The sequence below is a fragment of the Blastococcus tunisiensis genome (assembly GCF_900112815.1).
Lineage (GTDB): Bacteria > Actinomycetota > Actinomycetes > Mycobacteriales > Geodermatophilaceae > Blastococcus_B > Blastococcus_B tunisiensis.
In genome coordinates this window covers 67,683-84,966 of the sequence record NZ_FOND01000019.1, presented here as the reverse complement: position 1 = coordinate 84,966, position 17,284 = coordinate 67,683, and the positions used below count along the sequence as shown (strand labels likewise).

Below are 17,284 nucleotides of genomic sequence, written 5' to 3'. Positions count from 1 at the left end.
AGATCTGGTCGAACAATCCGAGCGAGCGGCTCAACCGGGAGATCCGCCGGCGCACCGACGTGGTCGGCATCTTCCCCGACCGCGACTCCCTGATCCGCCTGGTCGGCGCCGTACTGGCCGAGCAGCACGACGAGTGGGCCGAAGGCCGCCGCTACCTCGGCCTTGACGTCCTCGCCCGCTGCCGCATCCGACCCGTTGCCGACACCGACTCCACCACCGCTGAGGAGGTGACTATTCCGGCGCTCAGCGCCTAACGAATCACGAAGATCACGCGCCAGCCGTCACACACCACGCCAGCGGACTTGACCATGGTGGCCGCCGGTCTTCCGATGCTCATCGACCGCGGCGGCTCAACATGGGCACAAGACATGCTCGATGAGTTCGGTGTCGAGGCCATCGGTGCGGTTCCCATCAAGGTCGACGACCAACTCGTGGGCATCGTTCTCGCCCACTGGGTGGAGACCACGCCCCCGCCCGTTCTCGGAGAGGCGCTCACCGAGCGCCTCTGGGGACTCGCTGGGCTGGCCGGGGTGGCCTTGGACAACAGTCGGCTTCTGGACGAGATCCGGCGGCAAGATTCCCACGATGCGCTCACCGGCCTGCCCAACCGTGCGTTGTTCGAAGCCCGGTTGGAGTCCGCGCTCGGTGAGGTCGACCGGGAAGGCGCCCAGGTCGCCGTCCTTTTCTGCAACGTCAGCCGGCTCAAGCGGATCAACGACAGCCTCGGGCATGGGGCCGGTGATGAGCTGCTGCGGCAGGTTGCCGGGCGCCTGAGCGCCGCGGTGGTACGGGAAGGGGATACCGTGGCTCGCTATAGCGGCGACGAGTTCGTAGTGCTCCTTCCTGGCGTCGGGGACTCGGATGCTGAGGACGTGGCTGCCAGGGTCCGAAGCAGCCTGACCGCGCCGATGCGCGTCGGTGGCGAAGAGGTGTTCGTCGACCTTGCCATCGGCTTCGCCATCGCGGACGCGGCGCCCCTCGCCGGACCACATGATCGCCGCGGGCTCAGCCAACGACTGATCGAGCGCGCGTACGAAGACATGCACCGGGTCAGGGCCGAGGCCCGCGGACTGGTGCACCTGGAACAGTCGCCGGAGCGGTTGCGAGTGGAAACGGAGCTGCGCGGCGCGGTCGGCCGCGGCGAATTTCGAGTTCATCTCCAGCCGCAGATCGATCTGGCCAGCGGCCGGGTGGTTGCGGTGGAAGCCCTCGCGCGCTGGTATCACCCGGAGATGGGACTGGTGTCTCCGGGCCTCTTCGTGCCTATCGCCGAGGACAGCGGAATAATCGAGGAGATCGGGGAGTACATCCTTCGCGAGGCCAGCCGCGTCGTTGCGGGCTGGCGAGAGCAGGGGATGGATCTTGAGTTGGCGGTCAACGTCTCGGCCGTCCAGCTGAACAAGCCCGATTTCGCCGAGTTGGTGCACAAGGTCCTGATGGAGTCCGGTCTGCCGTGTGACCGGTTGGTCGTGGAGGTCACCGAGAGCCAGGTGATGTCGCATGTTGCGGCCGGAAACGGCAACCTGCACCGGCTGCGGGAGCTGGGTGTGGGCATTTCCGTGGACGACTTCGGGACCGGGTACTCGTCCTTGGCGCAGCTGCGTCGCTTGCCGGTGACGGAGGTGAAGGTTGATCAGGCCTTCACAGCGCAGCTCACCGATGAGGGCTCCTCCGCCTTCGTGGCCGGCATCGTGGGCCTGGGGCAGGGGCTCGGGCTCCGCGTCGTAGCTGAAGGGGTCGAGACCCCGGCCCAGCTGCAGGCGCTGCAAGACATGGGCTGCCATCGCGCACAGGGCTACCTTCTGGGTCGGCCGGCTGAACCGGCTGCCGTGCTCGATGCCCTCCTCGCCGGGACGCCGGTGCCCGCCTCGGTTGCCGTGTAGTAGCTGTTCCTCTCGTTCACTCGCACAGCGGGGGATCGCTCTGGTCATGGGCACGAAGTCGCACGTCCCGCTCCGGCCGTCGGGGTAGACCCCGGTGACGGTGAAACACAGCAGGTCCTACTCGACGAGGGCAATGGTCCCGCCGATGTAATGGCTGATCGTGCTGATCTCTTGTCCGGGGGGCGGCAACTTGCCGGGCGCCGGGGACGTCGGCTGCACGGTCTTCCAGTCGCGGCCGCCGAAGCGCGTCCAGTCCATGCCGCAGTGCGTCAGGCGATCGAACCGGTAGGCCACGCCCAGTTTCGGGTCGGCCGATCCATTCTCGAGCCCTCCGCCGGCCGGTGCACCGGCGGCCGGCTCGGGCTCGGGAACCGACGGTGCCGGCGCCTCCGATGGCGTCGGCTCCGTCGGGGCTTCGACCGCCACCACCGACTCCCTTCGCTCGGGGGGCCGCGTTCCAGGCGCCCAGCGCTGTGGGGCGCCGCCGCGATCACCGCCACCGAGGCAGCGGTCGCCCACAGCCCGGCGCGTCTGCGCCGGTCGCGGCGGTAGCGGTCGATGGGCCCACTCCGCCGTGAACCGGGCCGGCCGGCGATCCGGCGTCGTCGGCGATCGCATGCAGTGTCCTCCGGATGGTGTCCTCGAGATCGTTAACGACGTCCTCCGACCCGGGTAGGCCGCCTGCGCGGCGGGCTCGCCGGCGGGGGAGAGGACCGCTCGCAGGGCGGTCAGGCCGCTGCGGGCGGTGTTTACGGTGCTGACCGAGCAAGCCGAGGATTTCGGCGGTCTGGGGTCTGGTGAGGTCTTCGAAGAAGCGCAGGACGAGGGCGGCGCGCACCCGCGGCGACACGGGTTGCGAGCGCCCGGCGCACCTCGTCTCCGACCGCGTGCGACGTCTGGAAGTCGCCCTCTGCCGGGTCCGGGATCAGCTTCACGGCCTCCTCCGGGGACATGAGCCGGCGGCGCCAGCTGAGGTGTTGTTCACCATCAGCCTGCGCACGTAGGCCAGTGGATGGTCCGCGTCGCGGGCCGGCAACCAGTGCCGGTAGACCTTGGCCAGCGCCGCCTGAGCAGGTGTTCGGCGTGGCCCGCGGTCGCGAGTTAGCAGGAAGGCGGGTCCGCAACAGGTGCGATTCGTGCTCGACGACGAAGTCCGAGAACTCGTCGTCGCGCGCGTTGCTCATCCTCTTGGAGATCTCTCTATCTGGTAGACGCTCTCGGCGGGCCCGACCCCCGACATGACGAGCCGACAATCTTCCGAGCCGGGGGTCCAAGGTCGTGCCGACGGATCCATGTCGTTGCAGTGAACCAACGACTACCGGCGCACCGGAGGACTGCCTGGTGACCAGCTGGCCGCCGTCCCGCAACGGTTCCTCTGCAGGACAGGCGCCTTTGAGCGGCGGGCCCAGCGGACTGCGTCCTACTCCGCTTGCGGCACAGGTCATCCGCGCGGGGAGGGTCTCGACGCGCCTTCGGTGCGGGCTGACTCCGTGGCGTCACTGCTCGGCTCCTGCCCGCACCCGCGGAACGTGCCCTATTGGGCGTCGGTGAGTGCGACAAGGTCAGCATGCATCGAGGAGGCCTCCTCCTGCAGCGCGGCTGCGGCCGCGCTGCAGGCTTCGTCACCCATGCTGTTGCCCGCGCGACTCGCTGTGTCCGCGGCGACGATCAGGGCGTGCCACTGTTGCTGTACGTCTGCACCGAGGGACGGAACGGTTGAGAGTTCGGCCCGGCGCAACTCCCCGAGGGCGAGTTCCGCCTGCTCACGTCGCTTGATGACGTAACCGGGAGAGTCCTGCCGTAGCCGGCTTAAGCGGTGGTCCATGTGCGGCATGGCCGCGTCCAGGATCGCGAGCGCCCTCAGCGCATCACTGGCGGCTGCCCGGCGGAAAGCGGTCCGGCCGCCCTGACGGTCGGCCTCGAGCCCTTGGCGAAAGAGGTCGAACTGGTGGCGGATCGAGGCGCGCGTCTGCAGCCAGGCCACGAGCCCGGCGATCAAGCCGCCAACCGCCGCGCCCAGTAGCCCGGACCAGGTCTCCACGTTGCCAGTCTGCCGTCAATGGGTGACCGCCCCGGTGCGCCGGATCGGCGCTGTAGTGGCGGGTAGTGAGTTTGAAGCGTCATCACGCGATGTCTTGCAAGCCCAAGGTCACGCGGTGGCCAGCGCCGGTGCCGGAGCACCCCCCGCAAGGTCGGCGGGCGGAGCACCCCCCGCAAGGTCGGCGGGCGGAGCACCCCCCGCAAGGTCGGCGGGCGGGGCGGCCACATCCAGCCCGGTCATGAGGGCCAGGACCGTCTCCGCGTCGACGGGACGGGAGAAGAGGTATCCCTGGGCGAGGTCGCAGCCCAGTTCCGCCACGTGCCGGCGCTGCTCGTCGGTCTCCACTCCCTCGGCAACGGTGAGCAGTCCGAGGGCCCCGGCCAGCTCCACGATGGCGCGGGTGACGATGTCGGCGTTGGCGTCCCGGCCGAGGCCGTCGACGAACTCGCGGGGCACCTTGAGCATGTCGAGGGGGAAGCGGGACAGGTAGGCCAACGACGAGTAGCCGGTGCCGAAGTCGTCGATGGCGATGCGGACCCCGAGTGCCTTGAGCTTCCCCAGGTTCGTCGCGGCCGCCTCGCGGTCCTGCATGAGGACGGTCTCGGTGATCTCCAGGACCAGCCGGTGCGGGTCGAGGTCCGTCTCCGTCAGGGCGGCACGGACGGCGTCGACGGTCCGCGGGTCGGTCACCTGGCGCGCGGACAGGTTGACCGTGACCATCAGGGGCACCGAGTCGTCGGCAGAGCCGACCCACCGGGCCGCCTGCCGGCAGGCGTCGCGGAGGACGAATTCGCCGATCTCCATGATCAGGCCCGTCTCCTCGGCCAGCGGGATGAACGTGTCGGGCGGCCGGTTGCCCTCGGTCGGGTGCTGCCAGCGCACCAGTGCTTCCGCCCCGGTGGGGCTACCGGTGCGCAGGTCCACCAGCGGCTGGTAGGCGACGGTGAGCTCTCCGCGGTCGAGTGCAGCGGCCAGCTCGGCGGCGGGGTCCGGCTGCTCCGGGGCAGCCTCTCCCAATCCGGCCTCGTAGAAGACGGAGCGCTGGCGGCCGTTGCGCTTCGCCGTGTACATCGCGACGTCGGCGTGACCGATGAGAGTGGCGACGTCGGTCGCGGCGTCGGCGAAGGCCACGCCGATGCTCGCGCCGATGGTGGCCTCCCGCCCGGCGCCGAGGTCGATCGGGAGGGCCAGCTGGCCGCGGATGCGGTCGAGCACGCGCTGCACACCGACCTCGTCGATCGGCCCGTGCAGGAGGACGGCGAACTCGTCGCCACCGAGGCGGGCGGCGGTGTCCGCAGAGCGCAGACAGTCGCTGAGCCGCTGGGAGAACGCCTGGAGCAGGACGTCACCGGCCTCGTGCCCGTAGGTGTCGTTGACCGGCTTGAAGCCGTCGAGGTCGATGTAGAGCACGGCGGGCCACATGCCGTTGCGGCCGGCGAGGTGGACGGCGTGCTGCGTGCGGTCGAGGAAGAGGGTCCGGTTGGGCAGGCCGGTCAGGGCGTCGTGCATGGCCTGGTGGCGGAGCTTCTCCTTCAGTTCGGTCACGTGGCGCAGGTCGGTCTCCAGCCGGCCGCGCTCGAGGGACGTGGCCACGTGCCGCGCGAAGGTCTCCAGCAGAGACGTGTCGCTGTTGGAGAAGGTCGCAACCTCGCCGAGCCGGTCACCGACGAGCAGCAGCCCGTGCACGCGATCCTCCGTGCGGAGAACGGACACCATCGCGTCCTTGAAGCCCCGCTGCGTCGCGTAGCGGTCGAGTTGCGAGCCACGGACCTGGCCGGTCCGCGTGGTGAGCACACCGGCGGCGGTCGCCGATTCCACCAGTGCCTCGACGTCGGTGGTGTGCCGCAGGGGGACGAGGGCGGAGGGCTCCTGGCCGTCGCGGCTGCGGCTCACCGTGGTGACGCCGTCCCCTTCGCCGAACAGGACCAGCTCACCGACGCCGGCGCGGAAGGCACCACGCATGGAGGTGAGGAAGTTGGTCAGCGCGGCGGTGGCGTCGTCGCTGTTGTAGAGCAGGGACGTGACCTCGTGCAGCAGCCGGAGGTTGTTCTGCTGTTCCTGCGCCTTGGTGTAGGCCCGGTAGGCGCTGATCAGCAACACGCAGGGCAGGACCAGCAGGAGCAACGCCGTCGTGTTGTGCATGGCGATGTATGCGGCGAGCAGCCCGATCGCCGCCACTCCCAGGGCGAACGGCAGGGACAGGCCGAGCATCCGGGGCAGTTCCCGGACGTCGGCCGATCCCTCGGAGAGGCTGATCACCGCGAAGATGCACAGGTCGGCGCTGACCGTGATTACGGTCACGGCGGCCAGGGCGGCCAGCCAGCCCAGGGGGCCGGTCCCGTCCGAGTCCTGCACCATCACGCTGAACAGCGCGACGGCGAGGCAGGCGCCCAGTGCGTACTGCACCAGGTTGAAGACGAGCTTGAGGCCGAACTGGCGTCGGTGCAGCGTCAGCGCCAGGCCCGCCCCGGCCACCAGCGTGAGCACCACGTCGGCGGGCTCCAGCAGGTAGAGGCCGGCGGTGAGCACCAGGTACGTCAGCGAGAAGGAGTGGGAGTCGCGCTGCACCTGCACGTGGACCACCACGAGCTCGCTGGCGGCGAAGGCCAGCACCCACACCGGCCACGGCAGGGTGAACGGGGCGTCCAGCCCGGGGAGATCACGGACGACGATGACGAACAGCGCCACCGCGGCTGCGGCCAGTACCGCGACCAGCAGAGCGATCCGCCGGCTCGTGGTCAGCCACGCGCCTCTCGGACGCCCCCCGGGGGAGCTGTCCGTCATCGTCGTCGACATGTGATCAGTTCCAGTCCGCGCCCGACCACGCCGAGCCGGACCAGGTGCGGCCCGACCAGGTGCGGCCGGACCACGTGCGGCCCGTCCAGCTGACGCCCGACCAGGTGCGCCCGGTCCAGCTGTCACCGGACCAGGTGCGGCCGGACCACGTGCGGCCCGACCAGGTGCGGCCGTTCCAGGTGAGTCCGGACCAGGTGCGCCCGGACCAGGTACGCCCGGACCAGGTCAGCTCCAGCAGGGCGCCATCGGTCGCGACGGCGTACCACTCCTGACCGTTCCAGGCTTCGCCGCTCCAGCTGGTCCCGGCCGTGGTGGCACGGGTCCAGGCCTGCGGGTCCCAGGCCGTGCCGCGGACGTCGAACTCGCCCTCGAGCAGCGTGCCGTCGAGCTCGAGGTGAGCCGAGCCACGGGACTCGTCCAGGGAGCCGAGGCCGGTGGCCCGCGGCCAGGTCTGCACCGCCGTCGGGGTGGCGGCCTGGCGGGCCTTCTTCAGGTCCACCAGCCCGTTGCCCTGGGCGATTGCATCCGCCTTGGGCAGTTCCTTGGCCGTCCCGACCAGCAGGGCCTTCACCTGGTCCGGCGTGATGCCGGGCCGCTGCGAGACCAGCAGGGCTGCGGCGCCGGAGACGACCGCGGCGGCCTGCGAGGTACCGCTGCCGCGGAAGAACCGCTCCCCGTTGCGTGCGTTCGGGTAGCTGTCGTCCAGGTAGGACCCCGGGGCGCGAAGGCTCGCGACCGAGGCGCCGGGGGCGACCAGGTCGGGGTTGCGCCCGCCGTCACCGGTGCTCGACCACGCCGGAACGACGTCGTCGCCGATGCCGTGCGTTCCCTTGCCGTCGACGCCGCCCACGGCGATCACGTACGGGTCGTGGGCGGGGTTGTTCAGCTTGTCGGTGCCGTAACCACCGTTACCGGCGGCCACGACGACGACGATCCCGCTGTGCCAGGCGACCTCGGCCGCGTAGGTGAGCGGGTCGAGCTGGTAGTCCTGCACGCCGTCGGTCCCGAAGGACAGGTTCAGCACGCGGATGTTCAGCCCGCCCTTGTTGCGGTTCTGCACCACCCAGTCGATGGCGGCGATCACCTGGGATACGTCGGTCATGCCGAAGGCGTCGGCGACCTTGATGCTGACGATGCGTGCATCGGGGGCCACGCCCTTGAAGTTCGACGCGTCGGCGCTGCTCACCGGGCTGGGCGTGGCGTCGTCACGGCCGGCGATGATGCCGGCCATGTGCGTGCCGTGCCCGTAGGTGTCGAGGTCGTGCACCGGGCTGTCGACGCAACCCGTCTCGTCACACAGCCGGGCCTCGAACGAGAGGTCCGGGCCGTAGACGACCTTGCCCGACCCGCGGAGCCCGTCGACCGGCACGACACCGGAGTCGATGAGCGCCACGTCGACGCCGCGACCGGTGAAGCCCTTGTCCCACATGCCCGACGCGCCGATGACCTCGTGGTTGATCGAGTGCAACGACCCGGAGAGGCTGTTGACCGCCTCCGTCTCGGCGTCGAGGAGCTCGACCGCTGCGTCCTCGGTGACCGATCGGACGCCGGCCGCCGCGCGCAACGCGCCCAGCCGGTCGGTCGGCAGCGTCGCGCTGAAGCCGTTGATGATCCCCAGCGGCTCTTCGACGGTGCCGCCGAGGGCGGCGACCGCGCGCTCGGGCGCATTCCCGGCGCCCGGGAACTCCTGCACGATGACCGACACCGGCGGGGCGTCCGCCGTAGCCAGCGCCGTCCCCGGAACGATCGCCCCCGCGACGACGAACACGGCAGTCGCGACCGTCGTCATGCGTCGCGCGTGCAGCGGCACCCCACCCCAGGTCACGCCGTACGCCGGCGGCCCGGTGGAGGTCTCGCCGCTCTGTGTGGTCCTCATCCTTGAACTTCCCTCCGATGTCATCCGTTCTTCCGGAACTAGATCGGCACGGAGAGCACGGTGCTGTAGCGCCCTGAGCGCGTTCACCCCTGGGTGGGATGCCCGGGTTTCCGCCCGTCGCCGCGGGACGTCCACGTCCAGGACGGGGACGGAGGCTCCGCCCGCAGTCCGGGTCTCGCTCGACTCGATCGGCGCCTGGCACGGCGCAGCCCGCGTGGGAGTGCGTCGGCAAGCCGTCAGCCGACGCTGCCCTCGGAGCAGGCGACTGCCCGCAGGAACGACGGGTTCAGGTGCGGGTCTCCACCGGCCCAGGCGCGGGTCGCCCATCGATGGGCAGTCGCACGGTGAAGGTGGTGCCCTGGCCGACGACCGTATCCAGGGTGAGGCTGCCGCCGTGACCCTCCTGAACGACCCCGCGGGCCAGCGGCAGCCCTTGTCCGCTCCCGCGACCGACGTCCTTGGTGGTGAAGAAGGGGTCGAAGATCTTCGCCCGCATGTCCTCGGGGATGCCGCCGCCAGTGTCGCTGATCCGGACAACGACGTCGTCGCCGTCCACCGCCGTCGAGACGTCGATGGCACCGCGCGACCCGGTCTCCTCGATTGCGTCCGCGGCGTTGACGATCAGGTTGAGGAACACCTGGTTCAGGTCGGCGATGTTGCACATCACTGGGGGCAGGTCGGCCAGGTCCATGGTGAGCTCGGCGACGTCACTCACCTGGTGGCGGGTGACGGTGACCGTCGCCTCCAGTGCCTCGTTGAGATCCGCCGGGACCTGCTCCTGGTGTCCGGGATGACTGAAGGTCTTCATCGCGCGGACGATCCGCGACACCCGCTCGATGCCTTCCAGGGTCTGCTCGACCGCGCTGGGGATCTCCTTCTGCAGGTAGTCGAAGTCGATGCCGGCCTCGGCGATGCGGACCTGCTCCTGTCGTTCGGCCCAGCCGATCGGGTTGGAGGTGTCCAGCAGGGACCGGTACACCTCCACCACGCGGATGAGTTCCTGGTAGGCCTCCTCGAGGAACCGGGCGTTGTCACCGACGTACTGGATCGGGGTGTTGATCTCGTGCGCCAGACCCGCTGACAGCCGGCCCAGCGACTCGAGCTTGGACTCCTGATGGAACTCGGCCTCGCGGATCTTGTAATCGCTGATGTCCCGGACGACCCCCACGACCGCACGCACCTGACCACCGTCGTCGAGGACGGCGGAGAGCGTCACGGCGGCGTGAGCCGCCGAACCGTCGTTACGGACGTGTGCCGCGTCGAACGCTCCGCGGCCACCCGCCACGACGCTCGACCATGCGCCGGCGAGGGCAGCAGCGCCGCCGGGGAGGAGTGTGCCGAGAGTCTGTCCCAGGGCTTCGTCCCCCCCACGTCCGAACAGCTGCTCGGCCGCGGCGTTCCAGTGAGTGATCCGACCGTCCGGGGACAGCGTGATGATCGCGTCGTCGTTCGCCGCCATCACCGCCGCGCAATGCTGGAGTTGGTCGCGTGTGGCGGCCAGTTCCTGCTCTGCGGCGGCAAGCCGGGCCGATAGTCCCTGCTCCGACACGTCATCGGACGCCTTGTCGGACAGCGCATTCATGTCATTCCCCATGGTTTGCCGGTCAGCCCTGCACGCGCATCCGGCTACCGACGCGACCTTGGCTGATGTAGTTCTCCAGGCGCAGGATCAACGGATCGGTGACGACCGTGCCCCGGCTGATGAGCATCACATCGTCGGTGGTGAGGATGTCGTCGAAGATCACCATGCCCGGCTCGAGGTCGTCGATGCCGATCTCCCGAGGCTCCCCCGCCACCTCCTCGGCACCGTGCAGCCCGACGAGGGCCTCCAGGATCCGGGGATCGTAGGGGCCGGCATCGCTGCTCATCGCGGCGAGCGTGTCCTGGACGGCCGGCCGCTGCGACGTTCCCAGGTCGAAGTCCACCGCCACACGAAGGACCCGCGCAGCCAAGGGCAGGTCGGCGCCGCGCGGTACGTCCAGCGGCGACATCCGGCCGTCGTAGCGGGCCCGCTGCCAGCCGATCGCATCGGCGACGCCCTCCAGCCTCGGGATGACGCTGACCAGCTTGCGGCTCACCTCGGGCACCCGGTCGGCCATCTCGGCCTCTTCCTCGCTGAGCGGACGGCCGGCGTCCAGCTTCTCCAGCACGTTCGGGGGCAGGGTGACTGCGCCGAGCTGGGACAGCATGGCCGTCACCTCCAGCTCCCAGGCGTCCTCGACGCCCAGGGCCTCGGCGAGCTCGGTGACGGTCCGACTGATCCGCAGCGCGCGGCCGAAGGCCGCCGGCTGCGCCAGCGACAGCGTGGCGGTGAGCGCCTCCACCGTCCGGCGCAGGGTGCTGCCCAGCAGCTCCTTCTCCGCGGTCACCAGGCGGTTGAGCTCGACGGCACTCCCGATCTCTTCCAGGAGCACCTCGGGCGGGCACGGCTTGGTGAGGAACCGGTAGATCTGGCCCTCGTTGACCGCCGTGATCGCCGCCTGCGTGTCCGCCTGGCCGGTCAGCAGGATCCGCACGACGTTCGGGTAGAGCGACCGCACCTCGGAGAGGAACGTCGCGCCGTTCATCTGTGGCATCCGCATGTCGGACACGACGACGGACACCTGTTCGGTCTTCAGCAACTCCAGGGCCTCGGCGCCGCCGCTCGCGGTGTGCACCGTGAATCGCTTCCGCAGCTGCCGGCGGAGCCCGTCGAGGATCGCCACCTCGTCGTCCACCAACAGGATCGACGGCGCATCGGTCGACGCCCGGGACAGCAAGCCAGCGGCGGAAGTCATCGGAGCTCCTGGAAAATCGTGCGGGTTTACGTCGGCGACGGGAGTGACGTGATTGCTCCTTCGGCGCCGGGAGCGCCGAACTTAAGGAGAAAGACAAACGTTCTGTCCGCCGGCAGAGCGGCTCTGGCCGCCAGTAGAGAACTGAGTCAGGACACCTGAGCCGAAGGGGAGCCCTGATCGACGGCTCGCGCGGCCATCCAGCCTTCGAGCGCGTCCGGGGCCACCGGCTTGCTGATCAGATAGCCCTGTGCCTCGTCGCAGCCCAGCTGCGTCAACCGGTCGAGCACCTCATCGGTCTCGATGCCCTCAGCGATCACAGTGAGCCCCAGACGGTGACCGAGACCGATGAGCGCCTCGGTCACCGCGTGGTCTTCGTCGCGCTCCAGCATGTGGCTGATCAGGCTGCGGTCGATCTTGAGCGCCGAGATGGGCAGCGTGCGCAGGTGCGCCAAGCTGGTGTAGCCGGCGCCGAAGTCATCGATGGACACCTTGATGCCCCGCGCATTCAGCTGCGCCAGCACCAACGCAGCCTTCTTCGGGTCGGTCATCACGGCCGTCTCGGTGATCTCCAGCTCGAGAAAACTGGCCGGCAGGTCAGCCGCCAACAGTTTCGCCAGCACCCGCGCGGGGAGGTCATCCTCCAACAGGCTGCGCGGACTGATGTTGACCGCCACGGCCAGCGGCATGCCCGCCCGGCGCCAGCTGGCGGCCTGACGGATGGCTTCACGCAGCACCCACCGAGTGAGCGGTTGCATCAGTCCGCTGCGCTCCAGCGCCGGCAGGAACACACCGGGAGGCAGGAGACCGCGCGTGGGGTGCTGCCAGCGAACGAGCGCCTCGACGCTGGTCACGCACTGGTCGGCGAGCGCAACCTTCGGCTGGTAGTGCAGGACGAACTCCTCGTTCTCGAGGGCTCGGCGCAGCTCGGTGCCCATCGCCAGTTCCCCGACATCGTGCTCGTCGGTGCTGGCGTCATAGATCATCGTGCCGCTCTCGGCTCGCTTGGCCTGGTACATCGCGACATCCGCCCGCTGCAGCAGATCCGCCACCGTGGTCCCGTGCTCGGGAGCAAGAGTCACGCCGATGCCGGCGTCGACGACGAGGTCGACACCATCGACCCGGAAGGACGCCTCCCGCAGGTGACGCAGCAAGGACTCGGCTCGCTTCTGTGCTCCCGAGGCGTCGCGCAGATCCCTCAACAGAACGGCGAACTCGTCACCGCCCAGGCGAAACACCCGGTCACCCTGTCGCACGGCAGCCTTCAAGGCGGCGGCGACCTGCTGAAGCAGCATGTCCCCCGCCGGATGGCCCAGCGTGCTGTTGACCGTCTTGAACTCGGTCAGATCGATCACGAGCAGAGCCAGCGGCCGCCGATCGCTCGCCTTGGCCAGGAGCCGCGTGCAGTCGTCGGTCAACGCCCGGCCGTTCAACAGGCCGGTCAACGGGTCCCGCCGGCGCTCCTCCTGCCGGCGCCGCAGGCGCCACTGCAGCAGCACGAGGCCGAGAACAGGAGACAGCAGGATCAGCGCGGTCCAGGCCTGCTGCCGATCCAGCCGCTCCAAGGCGGCCGGAGTCAGGTCCGCGCGCGGTAGGACGACCTTCACCACCGATGCCACTGCAGTGTCGGACGCACCCTCGCTCGGCACCGGAATGGTGACCTCCAAGTGGCCCTCACCGTCCGGATCAACACGGTGAACCGTCCACGGCTCCCCTGACGCGGCTCTCTGGAGGTCGGCGTCGGACAAGCGCATCCGTCCCTCAGCGAACGCGTCATCGAGGAACAGCGGGGACCCGTCGAGGCGCCACACACCAAGACCGATCAGGCGACCGTCCCGCCGCAGCACGGTGGCGGCGGCCTGCATCTCACCGATGTCATCCGCCGTCAGCTGGCCGGCCAGCACGTCGGCGGCATGAAGATGGGGCTGCACCAGGGATGCCGCAATGACTGCCGCCGACTCGAGGCCGTCATCGTCAGCACGCACCACTGCGCGCTTCTCCAGCGCCTGCAGGGACCAGGCAATGCCGCCCAGGGCGACGGCAAAGACCAGGACCAAAAGGACTGATGACATGGCGACCCTACGGGCGCGGGCGGCACTGCTTCCGGACATCACATGACTCGTATCGGCTGCGCGGCTCGCCGGTTGATATCGCGCAGCCCTGAGCCGCCCTTTCGGGGGGTGCCGTGGCCGCAGAGAACCAGCGGGCAATGATTCGGGGCGTATCTCAGCTTCGGGCTACGCCCGCTGCACGAGCCCGCCGGGCGCCGACGCTTGTCCCACGCTCGTGGGAGTGACACGTGGCCCCCACGCTGGAAGGGCGTGATCTTGTGCGCGTGGCCGGCCGCTGGTGACAGCCAGCGAGCGCGCCCTGCCCGGAATTTTGGATCCGCCCACTGGCGTGTCCTGAGGCATCGGGCGCAGGATGCAGGGCGGGGTCGCCCGGTGCGCCAACACCAGACGACCCCTTGATCCACCCGCCTAACAAGGAGGCGACTGGACCCGTGCCGAACGTTGCGCCCTGCGCGCGGCCGCGGACAGGGGACTTGGACCCGAGTTGCCCGCTGGCGGCCCGGTGATCACCGATCCCTGCCGTCCAAACCTGACTTGCTCGCGATGCGGCGACCAGCAGCCGACCGAGTGCCAACTCATGACCGACGACGGGACACCGGTCACCGTCGAGGACTACGTCTCCTTGGCCGGGTTGGTCGGCGCGGCACTCGTGTGCTCCAAGTGCGTCACCGCCTCCGTGGCTGACCCGGGCGTGGGCGGGCGGCCGTTCGGCCTTCTCCCGCGACGGTTCGGGGCGCCGGGACAACCATGAGCGAGAGAGTCACCTGGCACCCTTGCCCGGCCTGTGGGCGCCCCGCCGCCATCGGCTGGATCGGACAGGAGCCAGTCGAGTTCGACTGCCCGAACGGTTGCCGAATCACGGAGTCAGAGATGTCCTCTGCCTTCCCCGTCCCGGCGCAGCCATCCGGCGAGGGGCGGCAGAACGACGAGGGTGGAGACGGTGCTCGATAGAGGGATCGTCGCGCGCGGTCGCCGGAGACATGGCGGCGCACCGACGAGTTCGGCGTCCATTCACAATGCCCGCCTCCCGGCGTGCTTCACGCAACGTAGCCATCCGGCTCCCTACTGTGGTGACATGGATCCGTCAACCGCGCGGCACTTCTCGCGGGCTTCGTCGGAAGCGGAGGAGTACCAGTACGGAACGCACCTCTACAAGCCGCCCGCGGTCACCGCGGTGTCGCCCGGAGGGCCGGCGGGTCGCCACCGACAGACCATGCCTGGTCGCCACCGTGCCGCGGATGACGACCCGGTTCGGTACCTGGCCGAGGTGTGGGAGGTGCAAACCGTACGACTTCCACTGACCCGGATCGCCGTCCCACCTCCGGGGCCATGTCTTTCCAGCCGACGGGCTTGGTTGTGAACGGGCACCATCGGCACCGCCGGAAGCATGGTCCCGGCGTGGGTCGCTAGAGCCAGATGACCGTCGTGAGCACCGAGCCCGTGCCGGCCGCGTCCGGGGCACCTCCTCCCGCCGCCACCGGGGTCCCGACTGCCGGCTTCTCCAGCCTGCGCAAGGCGGCGGTATTCCTCGCCCAGTTGAGCAAGGAGCAGGCCGGCCTCTTGCTGTCGAGGCTCCGCCCCCGCGAGGTGGAGGCCTTGACCCGGGAACTCATGACGCTGGGCTCGGTCGAGGCCGACGACGTCGACGGCGTCATGAACGAGTTCCACGGGCTGATGTCCGCCCAGCAGTTCGTCGGCCGTGGCGGCGTGGATTTCGCCCGCGAGATCCTGGCCGCCAGCTTCGGAGAGGGCAAAGCCGATGATCTGCTGGCACGGGTCAATGCCGCCTACCGGGAAGTGCCGTTCTCCTCGCTGCGCAACGCCGACGTCCGCCAGCTGGTCACCTTCCTCAAGGACGAGCACCCCCAGATCATTGCCTTGGTTCTGGCGCACCTGACCGCCGCCCAGTCCGCCGAGGTGTTGTCCGCCCTACCGTTCGAGCAGCAGGCCGCCGTCGCGCACCGCATCGCCACCATGGACCGCACCTCGCCGGAGATGGTGCGGCTGGTGGAGGAGGAGCTGGGCCGGCGGATGGGTTCGCTGCTGGCGCACCAGGACATGACGACGGTCGGCGGGGTCGAGACCCTCGTCGACATCATCAGTCGCTCGCCGCGGCCCACCGAGCGCTCGATCCTCGAGTGGCTGGACAACACCGATCCGGAGCTGGCGGCCGAGGTCCGCGACCAGATGTTCGTCTTCGAGGACATCGTCACCATCGACGACCGCTCCCTGCAGCAGGTGCTGCGCGAGGTGGAGGCCAACGACCTGGCCACTGCCCTGAAGGGTGTGCGGCCCGACGTCCGCGACAAGGTGGTCCGGAATCTCTCCGAGCGGGCGGCGGAGAACCTCGCGGAGGAGATCGAGCTGCTCGGTCCGGTGCGGACCAGCACGGTCGAGGAGGCGCAGGCCAAGGTCGTCGCCACGATCCGGGCGCTGGAGGAACGCGGCGAGCTGACGATCAACCGCGGTGGCGACGAAGACTTCATCTCCTGACAAACTGGGTGGTACTCCGATGCAGGACGCAGTGCGGCCGTATCGCGGCGGGTCCAACGGTGACGACCTCGACAGGGCACGCGCCGAGCGGAAGACGCAGACACGATCAGAGCTCCGGCGGGTAGCGCAGGAACTCTTCGCTACCCGAGGTTTCGAGGCCGTCACCATCGCCAACATCGCGGCGGCGGCTTCGGTCTCGGTGCAGACGGTGTTCAACCACTTCGCGACCAAGGAAGAATTGTTCTTCGACGGGCGGGCGACCTGGATCGACGGCCCCGCGGACGCCGTCCGGTTCAGGGACGCACAGGTATCGGCGCTCACGGCGCTCCGTCAGTACCTCGTGGAGTCGGTTCGGGACAGGGTCCGCTTCGAGGCGACGCCCGAAGGCAGGCGCTACACCTCCGCAGTCGAAGCCTCCCCTGCCCTGAGCACCCGCGAACGCGAGCTGGTCTACGACGCGGAGCGTCGACTCAGCAGGGCCCTCGCCGATGCCTGGGCAGACGCCCCGGCGAGGCCGGCATCGAGGCCCTCAGATGAACTGAGCGTCACCGCCGAATTCACCGCAGCGACGTGGCTGGCGACAGTTCGTGTACTTGTCACGGCCCAGCGCCCGCTGCGGGGCAGGCAGGAGGAGAGGGCCGCCCACGTCGCGGCATTGACCGACCGTCTCCTGCGTGCCCTGGAGCGAAACGCGATGTCCCGCTGAGCCGGGGATGTGTGGCACCCGCAGCGGGGATCTGGCCGCTGCGTCGAGCGGGGATCCCTCCTACACCGGGCTCGGCGACAGAACCGGCCTAGACTCGAGGATGAAGGCTTGGTTGGCAGTGGCGGCGTTGCGCAACGCCATCGCCCGGCGCAGCCCGGTGTGCACGACGGTGCACTCCGACCGCGGCCAAGCAGTTTCGGTCGAACGCCATCGTCCGCACAATTAAGAACAACGGCCTGATCGGCTCGATGGGCCGGGTCGCCGCGTGCGGCGAGAACGTCGCGATGGAGTCGTTCTTCGCACTGCTGCGGAAGAACGTGCTTGACCGCCAGGGTCGCCCCAACGGCCATCGCGGGATCGAGAAGACCGTCGATGCTTCCGCCAGCAACGCCGCCTCAGACGACTCACCCCGATCGAAAAGAAGATTGGGATCCACATCGTCCAGCCAACTTGACCGCCCGACGAGTCGACCGAAGCCGGTGGGCTCCGGACGGTGGCCCGGCGGTCGCCACCGATCTCGTCGCACGGCGGCGGACCACTGGAGGATGCCCTCCCCGAACTGATGATCTGTCAGCCAAGTCTGCTAGTGCCGGTCCGAAGCCAGGTGACGTCCCAGGGAGTGGTGTAGCTGGTCGGAGGCTCT

The 17,284-nt window shown here is 69.4% G+C and carries 11 protein-coding genes and 1 pseudogene; 5 read left to right on the top strand and 7 right to left on the bottom strand.

What is annotated here, in order from left to right; all coding sequences use genetic code 11:
- Together BM142_RS19915 and BM142_RS19910 are read left to right on the top strand one after the other, a co-directional pair.
- Window positions 1-254: transposase (locus BM142_RS19915; RefSeq protein ID WP_175527380.1), on the top strand; the 254-nt coding region annotated here is incomplete at its 5' end.
- A 54-nt stretch (window positions 255-308) separates the two neighbouring features.
- Window positions 309-1,883 carry a putative bifunctional diguanylate cyclase/phosphodiesterase gene (locus BM142_RS19910; RefSeq protein WP_092202510.1) on the top strand — a complete coding sequence of 525 codons (1,575 nt, stop codon included), beginning with the start codon at window positions 309-311 and terminating at the stop codon, window positions 1,881-1,883.
- Window positions 1,884-2,000: 117 nt separating this feature from the next.
- Here the strand turns inward: BM142_RS19910 and BM142_RS24285 are convergent, their stop codons facing one another.
- From BM142_RS24285 to BM142_RS19875, 7 genes are all read right to left on the bottom strand, one after another.
- Window positions 2,001-2,309, bottom strand: a complete 309-nt coding sequence (locus BM142_RS24285; RefSeq protein WP_139228961.1) for a hypothetical protein — start codon at window positions 2,307-2,309, stop codon at window positions 2,001-2,003.
- A 1,108-nt stretch (window positions 2,310-3,417) separates the two neighbouring features.
- Complete coding sequence (locus tag BM142_RS19900; protein WP_092202506.1) at window positions 3,418-3,924, bottom strand: hypothetical protein; 507 nt, start codon at window positions 3,922-3,924, stop codon at window positions 3,418-3,420.
- A gap of 108 nt (window positions 3,925-4,032) precedes the next feature.
- Complete coding sequence (locus tag BM142_RS19895; protein WP_175527379.1) at window positions 4,033-6,708, bottom strand: putative bifunctional diguanylate cyclase/phosphodiesterase; 2,676 nt, start codon at window positions 6,706-6,708, stop codon at window positions 4,033-4,035.
- A gap of 16 nt (window positions 6,709-6,724) precedes the next feature.
- Window positions 6,725-8,596, bottom strand: a complete 1,872-nt coding sequence (locus BM142_RS19890; protein WP_175527378.1) for a S8 family serine peptidase — start codon at window positions 8,594-8,596, stop codon at window positions 6,725-6,727.
- Between the two features lie 286 nt (window positions 8,597-8,882).
- Window positions 8,883-10,178, bottom strand: a complete 1,296-nt coding sequence (locus BM142_RS19885) for a two-component system sensor histidine kinase NtrB (protein WP_175527377.1) — start codon at window positions 10,176-10,178, stop codon at window positions 8,883-8,885.
- 22 nt (window positions 10,179-10,200) lie between these two features.
- The gene (locus tag BM142_RS19880) at window positions 10,201-11,373 is read right to left on the bottom strand and encodes an HD domain-containing phosphohydrolase (protein ID WP_092202498.1); all 1,173 of its coding nucleotides are present in this window, start codon (window positions 11,371-11,373) and stop codon (window positions 10,201-10,203) included.
- Between the two features lie 146 nt (window positions 11,374-11,519).
- Entirely contained in the window at window positions 11,520-13,442 is a 1,923-nt protein-coding gene (locus BM142_RS19875; protein ID WP_139228960.1) for a putative bifunctional diguanylate cyclase/phosphodiesterase, read from the bottom strand.
- Window positions 13,443-14,867: 1,425 nt separating this feature from the next.
- On the opposite strand from BM142_RS19875, the gene fliG reads away from it, so the two are divergent.
- The 3 genes and pseudogenes from fliG to BM142_RS25285 all read left to right on the top strand — a co-directional run.
- On the top strand, window positions 14,868-15,935 hold the full coding sequence (gene fliG / locus BM142_RS19870; RefSeq protein ID WP_254791092.1) for a flagellar motor switch protein FliG: 1,068 nt from the start codon (window positions 14,868-14,870) through the stop codon (window positions 15,933-15,935).
- On the top strand, window positions 15,910-16,641 hold the full coding sequence (locus tag BM142_RS19865; RefSeq protein ID WP_139228959.1) for a TetR/AcrR family transcriptional regulator: 732 nt from the start codon (window positions 15,910-15,912) through the stop codon (window positions 16,639-16,641). The genes fliG and BM142_RS19865 overlap by 26 nt, the downstream gene beginning before the upstream one ends.
- A gap of 88 nt (window positions 16,642-16,729) precedes the next feature.
- Window positions 16,730-16,970: pseudogene (locus BM142_RS25285) on the top strand (DDE-type integrase/transposase/recombinase); the annotation flags it as partial.
- Window positions 16,971-17,284: the final 314 nt, after the last annotated feature.

Bases quoted from the DNA above. Each gene is read 5' to 3' on its own strand.
- BM142_RS19910 (WP_092202510.1), top strand. From the start codon at position 309: ATGGTGGCCGCCGGTCTTCCGATGCTCATCGACCGCGGCGGCTCAACA.
- BM142_RS19895 (WP_175527379.1), bottom strand. From the start codon at position 6,708: ATGACGGACAGCTCCCCCGGGGGGCGTCCGAGAGGCGCGTGGCTGACC.
- BM142_RS19890 (WP_175527378.1), bottom strand. From the start codon at position 8,596: ATGAGGACCACACAGAGCGGCGAGACCTCCACCGGGCCGCCGGCGTAC.
- BM142_RS19885 (WP_175527377.1), bottom strand. From the start codon at position 10,178: ATGAATGCGCTGTCCGACAAGGCGTCCGATGACGTGTCGGAGCAGGGA.
- BM142_RS19880 (WP_092202498.1), bottom strand. From the start codon at position 11,373: ATGACTTCCGCCGCTGGCTTGCTGTCCCGGGCGTCGACCGATGCGCCG.
- BM142_RS19875 (WP_139228960.1), bottom strand. From the start codon at position 13,442: ATGTCATCAGTCCTTTTGGTCCTGGTCTTTGCCGTCGCCCTGGGCGGC.